Origin of the sequence: Catellatospora sp. KI3 (assembly GCF_029948125.1) — a bacterium.
GTDB lineage: Bacteria > Actinomycetota > Actinomycetes > Mycobacteriales > Micromonosporaceae > Catellatospora.
The window spans coordinates 62,221-80,262 of sequence record NZ_JASAMB010000001.1 but is presented as its reverse complement, the minus strand read 5'-3'; the positions used below and the strand labels follow the sequence as shown (position 1 = coordinate 80,262).

At 72.1% G+C, this 18,042-nt stretch carries 17 protein-coding genes and 1 riboswitch; of the genes, 12 read left to right on the top strand and 5 right to left on the bottom strand.

Going from position 1 to position 18,042, the window contains the following annotated elements:
* Positions 1-36 precede the first annotated feature (36 nt).
* Together QEZ54_RS00345 and QEZ54_RS00340 are read left to right on the top strand one after the other, a co-directional pair.
* Positions 37-1,254, top strand: coding sequence for a crosslink repair DNA glycosylase YcaQ family protein (locus QEZ54_RS00345; RefSeq protein ID WP_281302999.1), 1,218 nt, complete (start codon positions 37-39; stop codon positions 1,252-1,254).
* The gene (locus tag QEZ54_RS00340; RefSeq protein WP_281302397.1) at positions 1,251-1,766 is read left to right on the top strand and encodes a DUF2752 domain-containing protein; all 516 of its coding nucleotides are present in this window, start codon (positions 1,251-1,253) and stop codon (positions 1,764-1,766) included. The genes QEZ54_RS00345 and QEZ54_RS00340 overlap by 4 nt, the downstream gene beginning before the upstream one ends.
* 206 nt (positions 1,767-1,972) lie before the next feature.
* Here the strand turns inward: QEZ54_RS00340 and QEZ54_RS00335 are convergent, their stop codons facing one another.
* Both QEZ54_RS00335 and QEZ54_RS00330 read right to left on the bottom strand, forming a co-directional pair.
* Complete coding sequence (locus QEZ54_RS00335; RefSeq protein WP_281302396.1) at positions 1,973-2,773, bottom strand: DUF4097 family beta strand repeat-containing protein; 801 nt, start codon at positions 2,771-2,773, stop codon at positions 1,973-1,975.
* Between the two features lie 17 nt (positions 2,774-2,790).
* Complete coding sequence (locus QEZ54_RS00330; RefSeq protein WP_281302395.1) at positions 2,791-3,276, bottom strand: toxin-antitoxin system HicB family antitoxin; 486 nt, start codon at positions 3,274-3,276, stop codon at positions 2,791-2,793.
* Between the two features lie 162 nt (positions 3,277-3,438).
* On the opposite strand from QEZ54_RS00330, the gene thyX reads away from it, so the two are divergent.
* The 5 genes from thyX (at position 3,439) to QEZ54_RS00305 (ending at position 10,695) form a co-directional block, all read left to right on the top strand.
* A complete protein-coding gene (gene thyX, locus QEZ54_RS00325) occupies positions 3,439-4,182 on the top strand; it encodes an FAD-dependent thymidylate synthase (protein ID WP_281302998.1) in 744 nt (247 codons plus the stop codon).
* A gap of 41 nt (positions 4,183-4,223) precedes the next feature.
* On the top strand, positions 4,224-5,120 hold the full coding sequence (gene dapA, locus QEZ54_RS00320) for a 4-hydroxy-tetrahydrodipicolinate synthase (protein ID WP_281302394.1): 897 nt from the start codon (positions 4,224-4,226) through the stop codon (positions 5,118-5,120).
* 120 nt (positions 5,121-5,240) lie between these two features.
* Positions 5,241-6,926, top strand: a complete 1,686-nt coding sequence (locus QEZ54_RS00315; RefSeq protein ID WP_281302997.1) for a ribonuclease J — start codon at positions 5,241-5,243, stop codon at positions 6,924-6,926.
* Between the two features lie 134 nt (positions 6,927-7,060).
* Positions 7,061-9,529: a DNA translocase FtsK gene (locus QEZ54_RS00310; protein WP_281302393.1), complete on the top strand. Its 2,469-nt coding sequence runs from the start codon at positions 7,061-7,063 to the stop codon at positions 9,527-9,529.
* Positions 9,530-9,546: 17 nt separating this feature from the next.
* Positions 9,547-10,695, top strand: a complete 1,149-nt coding sequence (locus QEZ54_RS00305) for a low temperature requirement protein A (protein ID WP_281302392.1) — start codon at positions 9,547-9,549, stop codon at positions 10,693-10,695.
* Positions 10,696-10,908: 213 nt separating this feature from the next.
* Here QEZ54_RS00305 and QEZ54_RS00300 read toward each other — a convergent pair whose 3' ends face one another.
* Complete coding sequence (locus tag QEZ54_RS00300) at positions 10,909-11,208, bottom strand: hypothetical protein (RefSeq protein ID WP_281302391.1); 300 nt, start codon at positions 11,206-11,208, stop codon at positions 10,909-10,911.
* A 12-nt stretch (positions 11,209-11,220) separates the two neighbouring features.
* A riboswitch (guanidine-III (ykkC-III) riboswitch) is annotated at positions 11,221-11,279 on the bottom strand.
* Between the two features lie 176 nt (positions 11,280-11,455).
* Here QEZ54_RS00300 and rimO point away from each other — a divergent pair.
* From rimO to QEZ54_RS00275, 5 genes are all read left to right on the top strand, one after another.
* Entirely contained in the window at positions 11,456-12,961 is a 1,506-nt protein-coding gene (gene rimO / locus QEZ54_RS00295) for a 30S ribosomal protein S12 methylthiotransferase RimO (RefSeq protein ID WP_281302390.1), read from the top strand.
* A 10-nt stretch (positions 12,962-12,971) separates the two neighbouring features.
* Positions 12,972-13,562 carry a CDP-diacylglycerol--glycerol-3-phosphate 3-phosphatidyltransferase gene (pgsA, locus tag QEZ54_RS00290; protein ID WP_281302389.1) on the top strand — a complete coding sequence of 197 codons (591 nt, stop codon included), beginning with the start codon at positions 12,972-12,974 and terminating at the stop codon, positions 13,560-13,562.
* A complete protein-coding gene (locus tag QEZ54_RS00285) occupies positions 13,559-14,398 on the top strand; it encodes an arylamine N-acetyltransferase (RefSeq protein ID WP_281302388.1) in 840 nt (279 codons plus the stop codon). Before pgsA ends, QEZ54_RS00285 begins: the two co-directional genes overlap by 4 nt.
* Before the next feature lie 85 nt (positions 14,399-14,483).
* Positions 14,484-15,029, top strand: a complete 546-nt coding sequence (locus QEZ54_RS00280; protein ID WP_281302387.1) for a CinA family protein — start codon at positions 14,484-14,486, stop codon at positions 15,027-15,029.
* Between the two features lie 205 nt (positions 15,030-15,234).
* Positions 15,235-15,687, top strand: a complete 453-nt coding sequence (locus QEZ54_RS00275) for a helix-turn-helix transcriptional regulator (RefSeq protein WP_281302386.1) — start codon at positions 15,235-15,237, stop codon at positions 15,685-15,687.
* A 304-nt stretch (positions 15,688-15,991) separates the two neighbouring features.
* On the opposite strand, the gene QEZ54_RS00270 is transcribed toward QEZ54_RS00275, so the two are convergent.
* Both QEZ54_RS00270 and QEZ54_RS00265 read right to left on the bottom strand, forming a co-directional pair.
* Entirely contained in the window at positions 15,992-16,771 is a 780-nt protein-coding gene (locus QEZ54_RS00270) for an SAM-dependent chlorinase/fluorinase (RefSeq protein WP_281302385.1), read from the bottom strand.
* Between the two features lie 22 nt (positions 16,772-16,793).
* Positions 16,794-17,972 carry an acyltransferase gene (locus QEZ54_RS00265; protein WP_281302384.1) on the bottom strand — a complete coding sequence of 393 codons (1,179 nt, stop codon included), beginning with the start codon at positions 17,970-17,972 and terminating at the stop codon, positions 16,794-16,796.
* Positions 17,973-18,042 lie beyond the last annotated feature (70 nt).

The window sequence follows — 18,042 nt, the reverse complement described above, 5'->3', positions numbered from 1 at the left end:
CGGGGGGTGCGGGTAGCGTCGGGCGGCGTGGAGTCGATGACGATCGCGCAGGCGCGCCGGATGGCGCTGGCGGCCCAGGGGTTCACCGACCGGGCGCCCAAGGGCGAGATCGGCGCGCGACACCTGCGCAAGGTGGTGGTCGGCCGCACCGGCCTGCTGCAGATCGACTCCGTCAACGTGCTCCAACGGGCGCACTACCTGCCGGTGTACAGCAGACTCGGCGCGTACGACCCCGCGGTGCTGGACTCCGCCAGCGCCCGGCGCCCGCGCTGGCTCTTCGAGTACTGGGGCCACGAGGCGTCGCTGCTCCCGGTCGAGCTTCAGCCGCTGCTGCGGTGGCGGATGGCGCGCGCCGAGGGCGCCTGGGGCGGGCCGCGCAGCATCGCGGTGCAGCGCCCCGACCTGGTCGCCTGGGTGCTGAAAGAGGTGGGCGAGCGCGGTCCGGTGACGGCCGCGCAGATCGAGCAGGACGTGCCGAAGCCCAAGGACCACTGGGGCTGGAACTGGTCCGACGTGAAGAAGGCGCTGGAGTGGCTGTTCTACTCCGGCGACATCACCTCCGCCGGCCGCACCAGCCAGTTCGCCCGGCTATACGACCTGACCGACCGGGTCCTGCCCGCCGCCGTGGTGCACACGCCGACGCCGGAGCCGGCTGAGGCGTACCGGCGGCTCGTCGAGCTGGCCGCCCGCGGCCTGGGCGTGGCCGCCGAGCCGGAGCTGCGCGACTACTTCCGGCTGCCGCTGGACGGGACCCGCGCCGCCATCGCCGACCTGGTCGAGGAGGGCGTGCTCGTGCCGGTGGAGGTGCGCGGCTGGAAGCATCGGGCCTGGCGGCACCGCGACGCCGCCATGCCGCGCCGGGTGGCGGTGTCGACGCTGGTCAGCCCGTTCGATCCGCTGATCTGGGAGCGCGGCCGCACCGAGCGGCTGTTCGACCTGCGCTACCGCATCGAGATCTACGTGCCGCAGGAGCAGCGGGTGCACGGGTACTACGTGCTGCCGTTCCTGCACGGCGACCGGTTCGCCGCGCGGGTGGACCTCAAGGCCGACCGGCGCGCCGGGGTGCTGCGGGTGCCCGCCGCCTGGGCCGAGCCCGGCACCGACCCGCACGCCACCGCCGAGGCGCTCGCGGTGGAGCTGCGCCGCCTGGCCGGCTGGCTGGGGCTGGCCGAGGTGGCCGCGCCCGAGCGCGGGGACCTGGCCTCGGCGCTGGCCGATGCGGGTGTGCGGGGCAGTGTAAGTTCAGTGGTGTGACTGAGGCTCCCGCGTACCCTGACGCCGGGCACTACCCTGACGCCGGGCACTTCGCCCCGCCGCCCGCCGACCGGGCCAACCGGTTCGTCGAGTGGCTGCGCGCGCACACGCCCCGCTGGGCGGCGCCGCTGGCGGCGCTGGGGTGCATCGGCGGGGCGCTCGGCTACACGCTGCTGATGGACCCGGCCAACAGCAGTGCGGAGGCCACGCCGACGTGCCTGGTCAAGCTGCTCACCGGGTTCGACTGCCCGGGGTGCGGGGGTACGCGCGCGGCCTGGTACCTGATGCACGGCGACCTGCCCGCGGCGGCCCGGCACCACCTGCTGTTCACGTTCGCGGTGCCGTTTTTGATCTACATGTACGTCGCCTGGGCGGGCAACACCACGTTCCGGTGGAAGCTGCCGCAGCTGCAGATCACGCCGAAGCTGGTGGCGTGGTTCCTGGGGGCGTGGGGGCTGTTCATGGTGCTGCGCAACCTGCCCTGGCCCCCGTTCACGTACTTCTTCGTGTAACCGGCCCTGGCCCCGCGGCGACGGAGCGCCCCTGCTCCCGCCCGCCTTGGCATTGACGCTGGCCTATCTAGAAGACGAACTCGACGGAATCGTCTTCTAGATAGGCCAGCGTCGATTCAAAGCGGGGTGGTCGGCGGCTGGGCCAGCCGGGGCCGGGGGGTGCGGTCGCCGGGGCGGGAGGAGGCGGCCGCTCCCGGCGTCGCGGGTCAGGCGTCGACGCGGCGCAGGGTGACGTCGCCGCTGGCGGTACGGGTCTTGATGGTGAGGCTGTGGCCCGCCGCCCCGGGCGTACCGGGCATGGACAGGTCGCTGGCGGTGCGCCCGGAGGCGGTGTTCACGTCGAGCCATACCCCCGTGCCGGCCGCGACGCCGATCGCGACGTCGCCGCTCGCGGTGTTGACGCGGATCTCGCCCTGCCGGGTGATCCCGAACGAGACGTCGCCGGAGGCGGTGCTGACCTTGGCGTCCCGGGCCGCGCCGCCGATCTCGACGTCGCCGCTGGCCGTGTGCACCGTGATCTCGCCGCCGACGTGCCCGGCACGGACGTCGCCGGAGGCGCTCTTGACCCGCAGCGCGCCGCCGACCTCGCCCAGCCGGACGTCGCCGCTGGCGGTGTTGACGCTGGTGTCGCCGGTGACGCGCTCCACCTCGACGTCGCCGCTGGCGGTGTTCACCACGACGTCGTGGAACCGGCCGGTGATGGTCGCGTCGGCCGAGGCGACGTGGACGCTCAGCGCGCTGTCGGCCGGCATCTCGACGCGGACCAGCAGCTTCGCGCGGCGGAACAGGCGCCAGCCGCCGTGCTCGGGGGCGTTGACCAGCAGGCGCCGGCCGTCGACCATCTCCACCCGGCACTCCTCGACGGCCTGGGCGCTGGCCTCGCTGCTGTCGAGCGGGGTGATGCTGACGGTGGCGGTCTGGCGGTCGGCGGCCACGACCTCGAGGCGGCCGGCGGCCATCTTCAGGTCGGCGCGGATGGTGCCGTTGCAGGGGAACTCGCGGTTCATCGTCGGCTCCTTGCCGGTCAGGCCTGGGCGAAGCCGGTGATCCGGCGCCCGTGGTGGGTGGTCGGGGGTGCGGGCACCGGCCCGCGCAGCGCGTTGGCGGTGGCCCGGACGAGCCAGGCGTTGACGGAGACGCCCTCGGCGGCCGCCGCCCGCTCGACGCCCTCCTTGAGCCCCTCGGGCAGGCGCAGGGTGAGCCGGGTGAGGTCGCCGCCGTCGGCGATGGGTGCGGCCGGTGCGGGCTCGGGCGCCTCGGCCAGGGGTGCGGTCGTGGTGACGACCAGGTCGGCCTCGCGGCCGCGCAGGCGGACCTCGACGGTGGCGCCGTCGAGCTTGGTGGTGATCTCCGCGGTGGCGTCGGCGAGCACCTCGATCAGGCACAGCCGGGCCGAGGCGTCCAGGGCGGTGGCGAGCAGGTCGGCCACGCGGGCGGCTTGCTCGCCGCCGGGCGCGGCGGTCGCGGCCAGATCCCGCCGGAGCGAGTCGAGGTACGGGGACAGGTCCATGACACCACTATGACGTCATGAGTGACGTCGCGCAAGTGTCAGTTATGACGTCATAGCGACGGCAGTGACGTCAAAGGTGGCGTCATCCTCGCGCGAGTGACGCTCATGCCCCCCGAGCAGCCAGAAGCCGACGATCCACTAGGATCAGCCGTTGTGACTGAGATGGTGAAGCCTTCGGTGCAGTTGATCGCGTGGACGAACTTCCAGGCCCCGGCCGACGTGGAGTGGGACACCGACGCCGACGGCGGCCAGGCGCTGGCGGAGTTCGCCGGCCGGGCCTGCTACCAGTCCTGGACCAAGCCGAACCCGGTCACCGCCACCAACGCGGGCTACCTGAAGCACATCCTCGAGGTGGGGCACCTGTCGGTGCTGGAGCACGGCACGGCGACGTTCTACTTCACCGGGGTGTCACGTTCATTCACGCACGAGCTGATCCGGCACCGGCACTTCTCGTACTCCCAGCTCTCGCAGCGCTACGTGCCCGAGCGTGACGCGGCCATGGTCGAGCCCGAGGTGATCGCGGCCAACCCGGAGCTGCACAAGAAGTTCGTCGAGGCCAGCGAGGCCGCCGTGCGGGCGTACAACGAGCTGCTGGAGGGGCTGGAGGCGACCTTCGCCGACGTGCCCAACGCGACCCTGCGGCGCAAGCAGGCCCGGCAGGCGGCCCGCTCGGTGCTGCCCAACGCCACCGAGACCCGGATCGTGGTCACCGGCAACTACCGCGCCTGGCGCCACTTCATCGCCATGCGCGCCACCGAGCACGCCGACGTCGAGATCCGCGAGCTGGCCGTGGCGACGCTGCGCCACCTGCAGCAGCTCGCGCCGAACGTGTTCGGCGATTTCACCATCGGCGCGCTGCCGGACGGCACGGAGATCGCCTCCAGTGCCTTCACCTGGGAGTCCTGAGGCCAGGGATGCCGCGTACGGTATTCCGCTAGGTTGTGTGCATGACGTACGACGCTCACCGGCCCTTCGGCCGCCTGATCACCGCGATGGTCACCCCGTTCCGCCAGGACGGCTCCCTCGACGTCGACGGAGCCGCCAAGCTTGCCGCGTACCTCGTGGACGAGCAGCGCAACGACGCGTTGGTCATCAACGGCACCGCCGGTGAGTCGCCGACCACCACCGACGCCGAGAAGGAGACTCTCGTGCGCGCCGTGGTCGAGGCCGTCGGCGACCGGGTGCGGGTCCTGGCCGGGGTCGGCACCTTCGACACGCACCACACGATCGAGCTGGCCCGCGGTGCGGAGCGGGCCGGCGCGCACGGCCTGCTGCTCGTCACGCCGTACTACTCCCGGCCGCCGCAGGCCGGCGTCGAGCGGCACTTCCTGGCGGTGGCCGACGCCACCGAACTGCCGATCATGCTGTACGACATCCCGCACCGCACCGGCACGGCGATCACCACGGACACGTTCCGGCGGGTGGCGCAGCACGAGCGCATCGTGGCGGTGAAGGACGCCAAGGGCGACCTGACCGCGGCCTCCTGGGTCATGCGCGACACCGGGCTGGCCTTCTACTCCGGCGACGACGCCAACACGCTGCCGCTGCTGTCGGTCGGCGCGGTGGGCGTGGTCGGCACCTCGACCCACCTGATCGGGCCCGCCACCAAGGAGATGATCGAGGCGTACGAGCGGGGCGACACCGCCACCGCGCTGCGCCTGCACCGGCAGCTGCTGCCGCTGTTCACCGGCATCTTCCGGACCGCGGGGACGATCCTGACCAAGGCCGCGCTGAACGCCAAGGGGCTGCCGGCGGGACCGGTGCGCTCGCCCCTGGTGGACGCGGTCGAGGCCGAGCTGGCCCAGCTGCGCACCGACTGCGCGGCGGCGGGCGCGGCGTTCTAGACGTACCGGCGGCGCCGAGCCGCCAGCAGGACGGCACGCCCCGCGTGCCGACGAATTGGCGGCATATCGAGGTCGCCAAGCCCGAAGGAGAGATAATTGACCGCAGCGAATTTCGACGCGGTGCGTGGCGCCAATCTGGGCACACCGCCGCCGCTGCCTGAGGGCGGCCTGCGCATCATCCCGCTGGGCGGGTTGGGCGCCATCGGCCGGAACATGACCGTGTTCGAGTTCGGGGGCAAGCTGCTCGTCGTCGACTGCGGGGTCCTGTTCCCCGACACCGCCGACCAGCCGGGCGTGGACCTGATCCTGCCCGACTTCGCCCCGATCCTGGACCGCCTGGAGGACGTGCAGGCGATCGTGCTCACGCACGGCCACGAGGACCACATCGGCGCGGTGCCGTACCTGCTCGCCCACAAGAGCGACATCCCGCTGGTGGGCTCGCAGTTCACGCTGGCGCTGATCGAGGCGAAGCTGGCCGAGCGGCGCATCACGCCGTACACGCTGACCGTGGCCGAGGGCCAGCGCGAGCGGCTCGGCCCGTTCGAGCTGGAGTTCTTCGCGGTGAACCACTCCATCCCGGACGCGCTGGCCGTGGCCATCCGCACCGAGGCGGGGCTGGTGCTGCACACCGGCGACTTCAAGATGGACCAGCTGCCGCTGGACGGGCGCATCACCGACCTGGCCGGGTTCGCGCGGCTGGGCGCCGAGGGCGTCGACCTGCTGCTGTCGGACTCGACCAACGCCGAGATCCCCGGCTTCGTCACCCCGGAGAAGGAGATCGGCCCGGTGCTGGGCTCGATCTTCCACAAGGCGAAGGGCCGCATCATCGTGGCCTCGTTCGCCTCGCACGTGCACCGGGTGCAGCAGGTGCTCGACGCCGCCGAGGAGAACGGCCGCAAGGTCGCCCTCATCGGCCGCAGCATGGTCCGCAACATGGGCATCGCCCGCGACCTCGGCCTGCTGCGGGTCAAGGCGCACCAGGTGGTCAACCTGGAGGACGCGGCCAACCTGCCGCCGGACGAGATCGTGCTGATGTCGACCGGGTCGCAGGGCGAGCCGATGAGCGCCCTGGGCCGGATGGCCACCGGCGACCACCGCCACATCACGATCGCCCCCGGCGACACCGTGGTGCTGGCCAGTTCGCTGGTGCCCGGCAACGAGACCAGCGTGTACCGGGTGATCAACCAACTCGCCCGCGCCGGCGCCACCGTGATCCACAAGGACGTGGCGAAGGTGCACGTCAGCGGGCACGCCCCGGCGGGGGAGCTGCTGTACCTGCTGAACGTGGTCAAGCCCAGCAACCTGATGCCGGTGCACGGCGAGTGGCGCCACCTGCGCGCCCACGCCCGCCTCGGCGTCGAGTCGGGCGTGCAGGCCGACCGGGTGGTGCTGTGCGAGGACGGTGACGTCGTCGACCTGGTCGAGGGCCACGCCAAGCTCGTCGGCCACGTGAAGAGCCGGTACGTCTACGTCGACGGCCTGGCCATCGGCGACGTCGGCGAGAGCCTGCTCACCGAGCGCCGCGTGCTCGGTGACGGCGGCTTCATCGCCGTCACCGTGGTCGTCGACTCGGTCACCGGCAAGGTCGTCGGCGGGCCGATGCTGTCGGCCAAGGGCTTCTCCGAGGACCCGGCCGCGTTCGACCCGGCCCTGCCGCTGGTCACCGACGCGCTGGACAAGGCCGCCCTGGAGGGCGTCACCGATTCACACCAGCTCCAGCAGATCGTCCGGCGCGTGGTCGGCCGCTGGGTCAACGAGGCCTACCGCCGCCGCCCGATGATCGTCCCCACCGTCCTGGAGGTCTGACCGCCTCCCGACCCGGGCGCCCGCCCCATCCGGCCGGGCGCCCGTGCGGCACGGGCGGGTGGGGTCCGAGTTGGACCCGGAGACACGACTCCAAAAGCGAGGAGTTGTCGATGATCTCCACTACCGTGTGAGGCATGGCGGGCCGTAGTACCTCCTCCTCAAGCCGTCGTCGAGCTGCCACGCCGACGAAGGCGACGGCTGCGCGTACCCGACAGCCGGGCCGCAGCACCCCGGCGCGGCGCCCCGCGGCCCGGTCGCGCGCGCGGCGGCCGCGGCTGACCGTGAACCCGGTCGCCCTGCTCGGCCGCGGCCTGGGCGCGGTATGGATGGCCGCGGCGCACGGCGTCGGCTGGATGGCCCGCGGGGTCGGCAGCCAGGCGGCCAAGGCGCGCGACCTCGATCCCGAGCACCGCCGCGACGGCGTGGGCCTGCTCATGCTGGGCGGCGCGATCCTGCTCGGGGTCGCCATCTGGGGCGGGGGTGCCGGACCGTTCGGCGCCTGGCTGGCCACCACGATCCGGTTCTTCATCGGCGCGACCGCCGCCGCGCTGCCGCTGCTGCTGGCGGTGTCGGCGATCCGGGCGATGCGCGCCGAGCCCGACCCGTCCCAGCGCGGCCGCGGCGTCGTCGGCTGGACCGCGCTGGCGGTGTCCAGCACCGGCATCCTGCACATCGCGCAGCACCCGGTCGACCCGATCCAGATGGAGTACGCCGGGGGCCTGCTCGGCAAGCTGGTGGGCGGCGGCCTCGACAGCGCCGTGACGGGCTGGGTGGCCATCCCGCTGCTGCTGATCCTGCTCGGGTTCGGGCTGCTCGTGGTCACGGCCACGCCGGTGAACAAGATCCCGGAGCGGCTGGCCGCAGCCCGCGACCTGATGCTGGGCACCGGCGCGCCGCCGCCGGACGAGGACGAGCAGCAGGAGATCCCGGCGCCGCGCCGCAAGCGCCTCACCGCGCCGGCGGCGTTCAGCCCACCGCCGGAGCCGGGTGACGACGACTTCGACCCCGAACTGCTGGAGCACGAGACCGTCGCGATCGACCGGCTGCCCAAGCCGCCGCGCAAGCGCCCCGAGCCGCCGCAGCACACCCCGCCGCCGACCAAGACCGAGCAGCTGCTGCTGCCCAGCCTCGGCGGCGACTACCAGCTGCCGCCGCCGAACCTGCTCAAGGTCGGCGAGGCCGCCAAGAGCCGGTCCAAGGCCAACGACGAGGTCATCGCGGCGCTGGCGCACGTGTTCGACCAGTTCGACGTCGACGCCGCCGTCACCGGCTTCACCCGCGGCCCGACGGTCACCCGGTACGAGGTGGAGCTCGGGCTCGGGGTGAAGGTGGAGCGGATCACCGCCCTGTCCCGCAACATCGCGTACGCGGTGAAAAGCCCTGACGTGCGCATCCTCAGCCCGATCCCGGGCAAGAGCGCGGTCGGCGTGGAGATCCCCAACACCGACCGCGAGGACGTCGCCCTGGGCGACGTGCTGCGCTCGCGGATCGCGACCAGCGAGACGCATCCGATGGTGGTGGCCCTGGGCAAGGACATCGAGGGCGGCTACGTGGTGGCGAACCTGGCGAAGATGCCGCACATCCTCATCGCGGGCGCGACCGGCGCCGGCAAGAGCAGCTGCCTCAACTCGCTGCTGGTGTCGATCCTGGTGCGGGCCACGCCCGACCAGGTGCGGCTGCTGCTGGTCGACCCGAAGCGGGTCGAGCTCACCTCGTACGAGGGCATCCCGCACCTGGTCACCCCGATCGTCACCAACCCGAAGAAGGCGGCCGACGCCCTCGAGTGGGTCGTGCGCGAGATGGACATGCGCTACGACGACCTGGCCGCGGCCGGGGTGCGCCACATCGACGACTACAACCGCAAGCTGCGGGCGGGGCAGATCAAGCCGCCGCCGGGCTCGGAGCGCGTGCTCACGCCGTACCCCTATCTGCTGGTCGTGGTCGACGAGCTGGCCGACCTGATGATGGTCGCCCCCCGCGACGTCGAGGACTCGATCGTGCGGATCACCCAGCTGGCCCGCGCCGCCGGCATCCACCTGGTGCTGGCCACGCAGCGGCCCTCGGTCGACGTGGTCACCGGTCTGATCAAGGCGAACGTGCCGTCGCGGCTGGCGTTCGCGACCAGCTCGCTGGCCGACTCGCGGGTCATCCTGGACCAGCCCGGCGCGGAGAAGCTGATCGGCCGCGGCGACGCGCTGTTCCTGCCGATGGGGGCCAGCAAGCCCCAGCGCATCCAGGGCTCGTGGGTCGCCGAGAACGAGATCAACGACATCGTCGCGTTCTGCAAGCAGCAGCGCCAGCCGGAGTTCAAGCCCGAGGTGCTGGCCGTGCCGACCGAGGGCAAGAAGAAGGTCGACGAGGAGATCGGCGACGACCTGCAGCTGCTGATCCAGGCGGTCGAGCTGGTGGTGGTGTCGCAGCTCGGCTCGACCAGCATGCTGCAGCGCAAGCTGCGGGTCGGCTTCGCCAAGGCGGGGCGGCTGATGGATCTGATGGAGACCCGCGGCATCGTCGGACCGTCGGAGGGCTCCAAGGCCCGCGAGGTGCTGATCAAGCCGGACGAGTTGGCGGAGGTGCTGGCCGACCTCGGCGTGGACGAGTGAGCTCTTAGGATGGCGCGGTGACCGACCTCTCCACGGGAGTCGACCGCGAGCCGGTCGTCCGCGTGTCCACTCTGGAACTCTTCTTCGACCTGGTCTTCGTCTTCACCGTCACCCAGCTGACCGCGGTCCTGGCCGGTCACCCTGACTGGTCCACCGCCGGGCGCGTCGTGGTGCTGCTGCTCATGATCTGGTGGATGTACGACGGGTACGCCTGGCTCACCAACACCGTGGCCCCCACCGACCAGGTCCGGCGCGGGCTGCTGCTGCTCGGCATGTTCGGCTTCCTGATGATCGCGCTGGCCGTCCCCGGGGCGTACTCGGGCAGCGGCTGGGTCTTCGGCGTCGGCTACTTCCTAGTCAACGCCATCCACAGCGGGCTGCTGCTGCGGGCCTCGCCCACGGCGATGCGCCAACTCGCCCCGCTGAACCTGCTCAGCGCGGGCCTGGTGCTCGCGGGCGGCATCGTGACCGGCCCGTGGCGGGTGGGGCTGTGGGTGGCCGCGATCGCGGTCATGGCCGTCTCGCCGTACCTGCATCCGCTGTCGGAGTGGAGCATCTCCTCGGCGCACTTCGTCGAGCGGCACGGCCTGATCGTGATCATCGCGCTGGGGGAGTCCGTCGTCGCGATCGGGGCCGGGGCGGCCGGGCTGGAGCTCACCCCGGCGCGGCTGGGCGTCGCCGGGCTCGGCCTGGTGCTGTCGTTCCTGCTCTGGTGGCTGTACTTCGGCGGCGACGACGTCAAGGCCGAGCACGCCCTGGATTCGGTGCCGTCAGCCCGACGCGGGCGCACCGCGCTGCACGCGTTCGGCTGGGCGCACGTGCCGCTGCTGCTGGGCGTGGTCGTGTTCGCGGCCGGGGTGAAGAAGGCGGTGGTGTACGCCGGGGGGCACCTGTACCCGGCGTACGCGCTGCTGCTGGCGGGTGGGGTGGCGATCTTCCTGCTCGGCGACGTGCTGTTCCGCTACTTCCTGTGCATCGGCAGCCGCCGGTACCGGCTCATCGGCGCCTTCGCGGTGCTCGCCACGGTTCCGATCGGGCTGGCCAGCACGGTCGCGCAGCTGGGCGCCGTCGCGCTCCTGCTCGTCGCGGTCATCACGGTTGAAGCCCACCGCACACCGAGTCCCGACCCGGCCTCCACCGCCGCCCCGGCGGCCCCAGTGCACTGAGGCTCGCCGGCGGGGCAGTGTTCTGACCGCTGGCGGTGATCTTCGGGCTCGTCACGGTCCTTGATCACTGCCTGCGGTCAGATCATGGCTTTCTAGCCGAGGTTTCGACCGCCGACGGCGATCAACGACCGGGATGGCCGAGATCGTGACCGCAGGCGGCGATCTTGGCCAGCCGCCGCCAGCCGCCAGCGGTCAGCGGTCAGCGGTCAGCGGTCAGCGGTCAGGCTGGAGGGTTGCGGGTTCGTCGTGAGCATGAGCGTGGGTGCGGGTGCGGGCGGGGGTGCGGCGCAGCGCCAGGCCCAGGGACACGGCCGATACCGCCGCCCAGGTGCCCTCCAGGAGCAGGAAGCCCCAGTCGCGGCCGAGCCACGCCAGCCAGGCGAGCAGCCCCGCGCCGACGGTGTTGGCGATGAGGTAGCCGATCGAGCGGGTGGTGGTGCGGCCCAGCTGGGCGGCCACGTAGCCGCCGAGGACGGTCAGCGCACCGGCGATCTGCAGGACGTCATGGTTCATGATCGTGCGTTCTGCGCGCCGTCTTGTCGCACCGGGTACGGCGAGCTCTCGTCCGGAACGGCGCCGGTCCGGGCACCGCCGCCGCAAGGCTAGCGCAGGCCGCAGCCGTTAAGAAGGGGCCCTTTTGCTACGGAAGGCGATAAGAAGGGCCCCTTCCTTTCATCGGGGGCGGGGGAGTGCTGTGGGTTACATACACGGGGGTGGAGGTTGGGGCGGGTGTGTCGGGTGCGCCCGGTAGCCTTGCAGGGTGCCTGCAACCTCCCCGTCACCCACCGAACAGCCCGCGCGCCGGGTCGCTCTGCTGACCCTGGGCTGCGCCCGTAACGAGGTCGACTCCGAGGAGCTGGCCGCGCGCCTGACCGCCGACGGTTGGCAGGTCAGCACCGACGGCGAGGGCGCCGACGTGGTCCTCGTCAACACCTGCGGCTTCGTCGAGAAGGCCAAGCAGGACTCGATCGACACGCTGCTGGCCGCCGCCGACACCGGCGCCAAGGTCGTGGCCGCCGGCTGCATGGCCGAGCGATACGGCAAGGACCTGGCCGGCAGCCTGCCCGAGGCCGCCGCCGTGCTGGGCTTCGACCACTACCCGACCATCGCGGACACCCTCGACGCGGTCCTGCGCGGCGAGCAGGTCGACTCGCACACCCCGCGCGACCGGCGCGAGCTGCTGCCGGTGGCGCCCGCCAAGCGGCGCGACACGGGCGTGATCGTGCCGGGGCACGCCGCGTTCACCAACGACGAGCACACTCCGGCGCACCTGCGCCCGGTGCTGCGGCACCGGCTGGACTCCAGCCCCGTGGCCTCGCTGAAGCTGGCCAGCGGCTGCGACCGGCGCTGCTCGTTCTGCGCGATCCCGGCGTTCCGGGGCTCGTTCGTGAGCCGTACGCCGGATGAGCTGCTCGCCGAGGCGGAGTGGCTGGCCCGCACGGGTGTGCGGGAGCTGGTGCTGGTCAGCGAGAACTCGACGTCATACGGCAAGGACCTGGGCGACCCGCGCGCGCTGGAGAAGCTGTTGCCGCAGCTGGCCGCGATCGGGGGCATCGTGCGGGTGCGGGTGAGCTACCTGCAGCCCGCCGAGACGCGGCCCGGCCTGGTCGAGGCGATCGCGACGACGCCGGGCGTGGCGCCGTACTTCGACCTGTCGTTCCAGCACTCGGCCGAGCCGGTGCTACGGCGCATGCGCCGGTTCGGTTCGACCGAGCGGTTCCTGGAGCTGTTGGCCTCGGCCCGCGACCTGGCGCCGGAGGCGGGCGCGCGCAGCAACTTCATCGTCGGCTTCCCGGGCGAGTCCCGGGCCGACTTCGAGGAGCTGGTGCGGTTCGTCAGCGAGGCCAGGCTGGACGCGATCGGCGTCTTCGACTACTCGGACGAGGACGGCACCGAGGCGGCCGGGCTCGACGGCAAGATCGGCTCCGCGACGATCAAGCGGCGGTACGACAAGATGCTCACCCTGGTCGAGGAGCTGTGCGGCCAGCGGGCCGAGGAGCGTCTGGGCACGTTCGTGGACGTGCTGGTCGACACCGTGGACGGCGGCGCGGTCGAGGGGCGGGGCGCGCACCAGGCGCCCGAGGTCGACGGCTCGACCACGCTGGTCGCCGGGGACGAGGGCGTCGACCTGGCCGCGCTGCGCCCAGGCGACCTGGTCCGGGCGCGGGTCACCGGCACCGAGGGCGTCGACCTGGTCGCGGTTCCGACGCTGATGCTCGACGCCGCGCCACGCGATCGCTCGCCGTTGCTGGCCGTGGCTGGCTAACGTGTCGGTCGTGCAGGAACGTTCACGCCGGGTGCCACCGGTGCTCAATGCCGCCAACATCCTCACCGTGGTTCGGATCATCCTGGTCCCGGTCTTCGTGATGTTGGTGATCGTTTCCGGCATGACCGACACGAAGTGGCGCATCGCCGCCGCGGTCGCGTTCGGTGTGGCCTCGGCGACCGACTACGTCGACGGCTGGATCGCCCGCCGGTTCGAGCTGGTCACCTCGTTCGGCAAGGTGGCCGACCCGATCGCCGACAAGGCCCTGACCGGCTCGGCGCTGATCCTGCTCAGCGTGTACGACGCACTGCCCTGGTGGGTCACCATCGTGATCCTGGTCCGGGAGTGGGGCGTGACGCTGCTGCGCTTCCTGGTGATCCGGTACGGCGGCGGCGTGATCGCGGCCAGCCGCGGCGGCAAGCTCAAGACCGTGCTGCAGATCGCCGCGATCACCTGGTACCTGTGGCCGTTCCCGCAGCCGTGGGCCGCGGTCGGGCCCTGGCTGATGGGTGCGGCCCTGGTGGTGACCGTGGTCACCGGCATCGACTACGTCCTGGCCGCGATGCGGCTGCGGCGGCGCAAGCCCGAGCTCGACTCGTGATCGACGCCTACCTCCGGCTGCTCGGGGTCAGCCGCAAACCGCCGTCGCCGCAGTTCCTGCAGGAGCTGCACCGCGCCCATGTGCACCGGGTGCCGTACACCAACATGGAGATCATGCTCGGTCGGCCGGGCACGGTCGACCAGGCCGAGTCGGTCGACCGGGTGGTGCGCCGCCGGGGCGGCTACTGCTTCCAGCTCAACGGCGCCTTCGCCGTGCTGCTGCGCGAGCTGGGCTTCACGGTCACCATGCACCGGGGGTACGTCGTCAGCGACCTCACCCAGGTCGCGGCCGACCTCAACCACCTCGCCCTGCTGGTGCACGACCTGCCCGACGAGGCCCACCCGGACGGGGTCTGGTTCGCCGACACCGGCCTCGGCGACGCCTTCTCCGACCCGCTGCCGCTGCGCCACGGCCCCCACCGCCAGGGCCCGTTCGGTTACGCGCTGGCCGACTCGCCGCGCGACGAGCCCGGCTGGCGGTTGCACCACGACCCGACCGGGTCCTTCCTGGCCTGCGACATCATCGCCGCGCCGGCCGAGATCGACGACTTCGGCGGCGCGCACACGCACCTGTCGACCTCCCCGAAGTCGCCGTTCACGCAGACCTTCTGCGCCATGCGGCGTACCGGCCGGGAGGTGCAGATCCTGCGCGGCTGCGTGCTGACCACGTTCGACGACTACGGCCGCGAGGAGCAGGAGCTGCTCAGCCGCGACGAGTGGCGCCAGGCCCTGGCCGACCTGTTCGGCCTGATCGACGACGGCCTGGACCGGCTCTGGCCGAGCGTGCGCACCGCCCACGACACCTGGGCCGCCAAGCGGACCGAGCGCGCGGCGTGACCCGTCGCCGCACCCCGTCCGACCGTGTCGCGGCCTGGACCGGCACCGAACCGGGTGGCCGGTTCCCGGCGGCCGGCGGTGCCGCGTGAGCACCGACGGCATCGACGACGACGCGGCGATGACGGAGCTCGACCGCCGTCGCCTGCACACCGTCGCCACCGGTGCCGGCCGGGTGGATGAGCTGGTGGCGCGGCTGGCCGAGCGGGGTGAGACGGTGGCGGCGGCGGAGTCGCTCACCGGCGGGCTGCTGACCGCGACGCTGGTGACGGTGCCGGGCGTGAGCCGGGTGCTGCGCGGCGGGCTGGTCGTCTACGCCACCGACCTCAAGCACGCCCTGGCCGGGGTCGACGAGTCCCTGCTGGCCGAGCGCGGTCCGGTGGACGCCGACGTGGCGGTGGCCCTGGCCCGGGGCGCGCGCGAGCGCTGCGGCGCCGACTGGGGTCTGTCGACCACCGGGGTCGCCGGACCCGGTCCGCAGGACGGCATTCCGGCCGGAACGGTGTTCGTGGGCCTCGCCGGGCCGGGCGGGTCGACCGATGTCGTCGAGTTGTCCGTGCGCGGCGACCGGGCCGCCGTGCGAGCGACCAGCGTCGATGCCGCACTCGATCTCCTGTGGCGGGCGACGGCCTGATTCCGCGGTTCGGAAAGGGTGGCGCGGGCCCCGGTGATCTGTGCCACTATGGCGGGAGGCGCTGGAAGAGTCGGGCACCCGCATCGGCGGGGCGGGGTGTCGATCTGGCACGGAGAGAGTACGGTTCATCTCAGCCGTCGGTGACAACCGGCGGCTGACGGCATATCAGCTGTTGGTAACGGGGAACGAGAGCAGGGGGTGCGACATGGTGCTTTTGCGTCGAGTGATCGGTGATGCCCTCCGTGCCCGTCGGCAGGGACAGCATCGAACCCTGCGCGAGGTCTCCACGGCTGCCAACGTCAGCCTCGGTTACCTCTCGGAGATCGAGCGTGGTCAGAAGGAGGCGTCCAGCGAGCTGCTGACGTCGATCTGCGACGCGCTCGGTGCTCGGCTGTCCGAGGTGCTGCGCGAGGTCAGTGACACCATGGCCGTCGCCGAGCAGGTCGAGGGCGTGCTCACGCCCCCGCTGCCGCGCGGTGGTCAGGACAAGCCGTTGGAGCCGATCTCGGCTCGACCGCGTACCGAGGTGGCCACCGATGGCCAGGTCTCGGTCACGGTACGCCGCGAAAACCCGCTGCGGACCACGCTGCGGACGACCCGCAACACCCGACCCACCAACCCCGGCAGCACCCGCGGCCGCGAGGTCGTAGGCGTCTGACCTGGGCCGGGCACCTTCACTGGCCCGACCCTGCCCACCGCCCGGCCCACCTGCGGCCGGGCGCCCCCTTCCCCCACCGACCGATCCCGCCCTCCGACCTTTCACGATCATGGTCCGGAGTTGCCGGGCAATCGGGCGTATCTTGGGCCCTCTTTCCCCCGATTGCCCGGCAACTTGAACGATCGCCACCCGCCCGACGCGTCGCCGCGCGACCCGGCGGAGCAGCACTTTCGGGGAAGGTGCCGGAATCCGGGCCGAGATTCGCGCAGTTTCCCCGAAACTGTCGCCTGACGACGGCGCGGCGTCAGGAGATGCGGACGATGTCGCCTGGGTTCACCGCGAGCATCACGGCTGCGCGGCCGCCGTTGACGGCGATGGCGACGCGGTGGGCGGAGTCGGAGAAGACGACCAGGCCGCCGGAGGGTACGTCGGCGAAGGTGGTGCCGCGGACGGCGCGGCAGCCGCCCACGGTCAGCCGGTCCGGCAGCGCCGCCAACGCCTCGCCGGGCGCCGCGAGCTGCACGTTGCCGAACCGGTCCACGGTCAGCACCTCCGCCTCCAGCCAGCCGTCGCCCAGCGCGACCACCGGATCGGGCAGCCGCACCAGGCTGTCGGCGGCCAGGTCGGGCCCGGCCTCGCCCAGGTCCGCGCCGAGCGCGAGCCGCGCGGTGGCGGGGGCGAACACGTCGCGGCCGTGGAAGGTGCGCGAGACGGTGGGGGCGAACCAGTCGGTGCTGGACAGTTCGACCGCCCGCTCGATGCCGCCCAGGGCCTGCGCGGCCCAGACGAGCAGCCCGTTGTCAGGGCCGACGAGCAGCCCGTTCGGGGTCTGCAGCACGACGGCGCGGCGCACCGTGCCGACGCCGGGGTCGACGACGGCCAGGTGCACCGACGGAGGCAGGTAGGGCACGGTCTGGGCGAGCACGGCCGCGCCCCGGGTGATGTCGCCCGGTGGGATCTGGTGGCTGACGTCGATGACGCGCAGCTGCGGCGCGGTGCGGGCGATCATGCCGTGGCAGGACGCCACGAACCCGTCCGACAGCCCGTAGTCGGTGGTGAACGAGATCCAGTCGTATCCGGCCATACGCATCAATTTAGCGGCGCTGTCACGGCTTTCCGGGCGTGCCGAGCTCCTGCGGAGTGTCGATCGAGGCCGGTCCGCCCTGCGCTGGCACGGTGACCTGCGTCGATGGCTTCGGGCGGCGGCGCTGCAGGCGGCGGAAGAGCAGCAGCACCGGCACGGTGCAGATCAGTGGGCCGATGATGGCCAGCGGCCGGGTCAGCCACCAGCCCGCGTCCACATCGGCCGGCTTGTCCATGTCGAACTGGAACAGCAGCCAGGTCAGGAACAGGAACAGCGCCATCCCGGTGGTGTGCACCAGGTACAGCGGCAGCGAGAATTCGTTGATCAGCTCGTTGGCGCGCTTCCAGCGGGGGCGCCGCAGCAGGATCTGCATGCGGGGGCGCAGGAGTTCGACGACTCCGATCTGGAAGATGAGCAGGGCCACGATGACGAAGGTCGGCGGGGCCATGTTCGAGAAGCGCTCACCGGGCACGCCGACCATCGAGCCCGGGTACAGGCCGGAGCCGACCAGGCCGGTGAGGCCGAACAGGCCCAGCCACAGCAGGGCCCAGTCGTTGCGGCGGGGCGAGTCGACCACGTTCTGGTAGAAGAATCCCGCCTGGTGGCACAGGCCCCAGACCAGCACCATGTTGAGCCAGCCGATGTCCTCCCAGCCCCGGTCGAAGCGCAGCACGTCCACGACCATCGCCGCCCCGGCCAGCCAGACCAGGGCGAGCAGGCCCGCCTTGCGGTGCAGCCACAGGCCGATCGGCAGCAGCGCGATCAGCATCAGGTACACCGCCAGGAACCACAGCGGGCTGACCACGAGTTTCACCGCCCGGCCGACGCCGGTGAGGTTGAAGTACGTGCCGATGAGGGAGCCGAGCGCGATCCATACCAGCAGCACGATCCCGGCCGGGATGGTGAGCTGCCGCACCCGCCGCCACACGAAGGAGCCCATGGTGACGCCGCGGACCTGGGCCCGTTCCCAGCTGCGCAGGTGCACGTAGCCGCCGATGAAGAAGAACAGCGGCATGACCTGGAACAGCCACGTGGCCAGCCACAGCCCCCGGGTGAAGCCGAGCGGGCTGGTGGCGTGCGGGCCGTCCGCGCGCCAGTCGAGGATGGTGAAGGCCCAGTGCCACACCACGACCACGATCAGGCTCAACGCCCGGAGGAAGTCCACATAGGTGTCCCGGCGGGCGGGTGTTGCGCTGGTCATGAACCGCAGCATGCCACCGTGCCACCCGGCCCGCCAGCCGTAATCCGACCGTTGTTCCCCGGATTGTTCC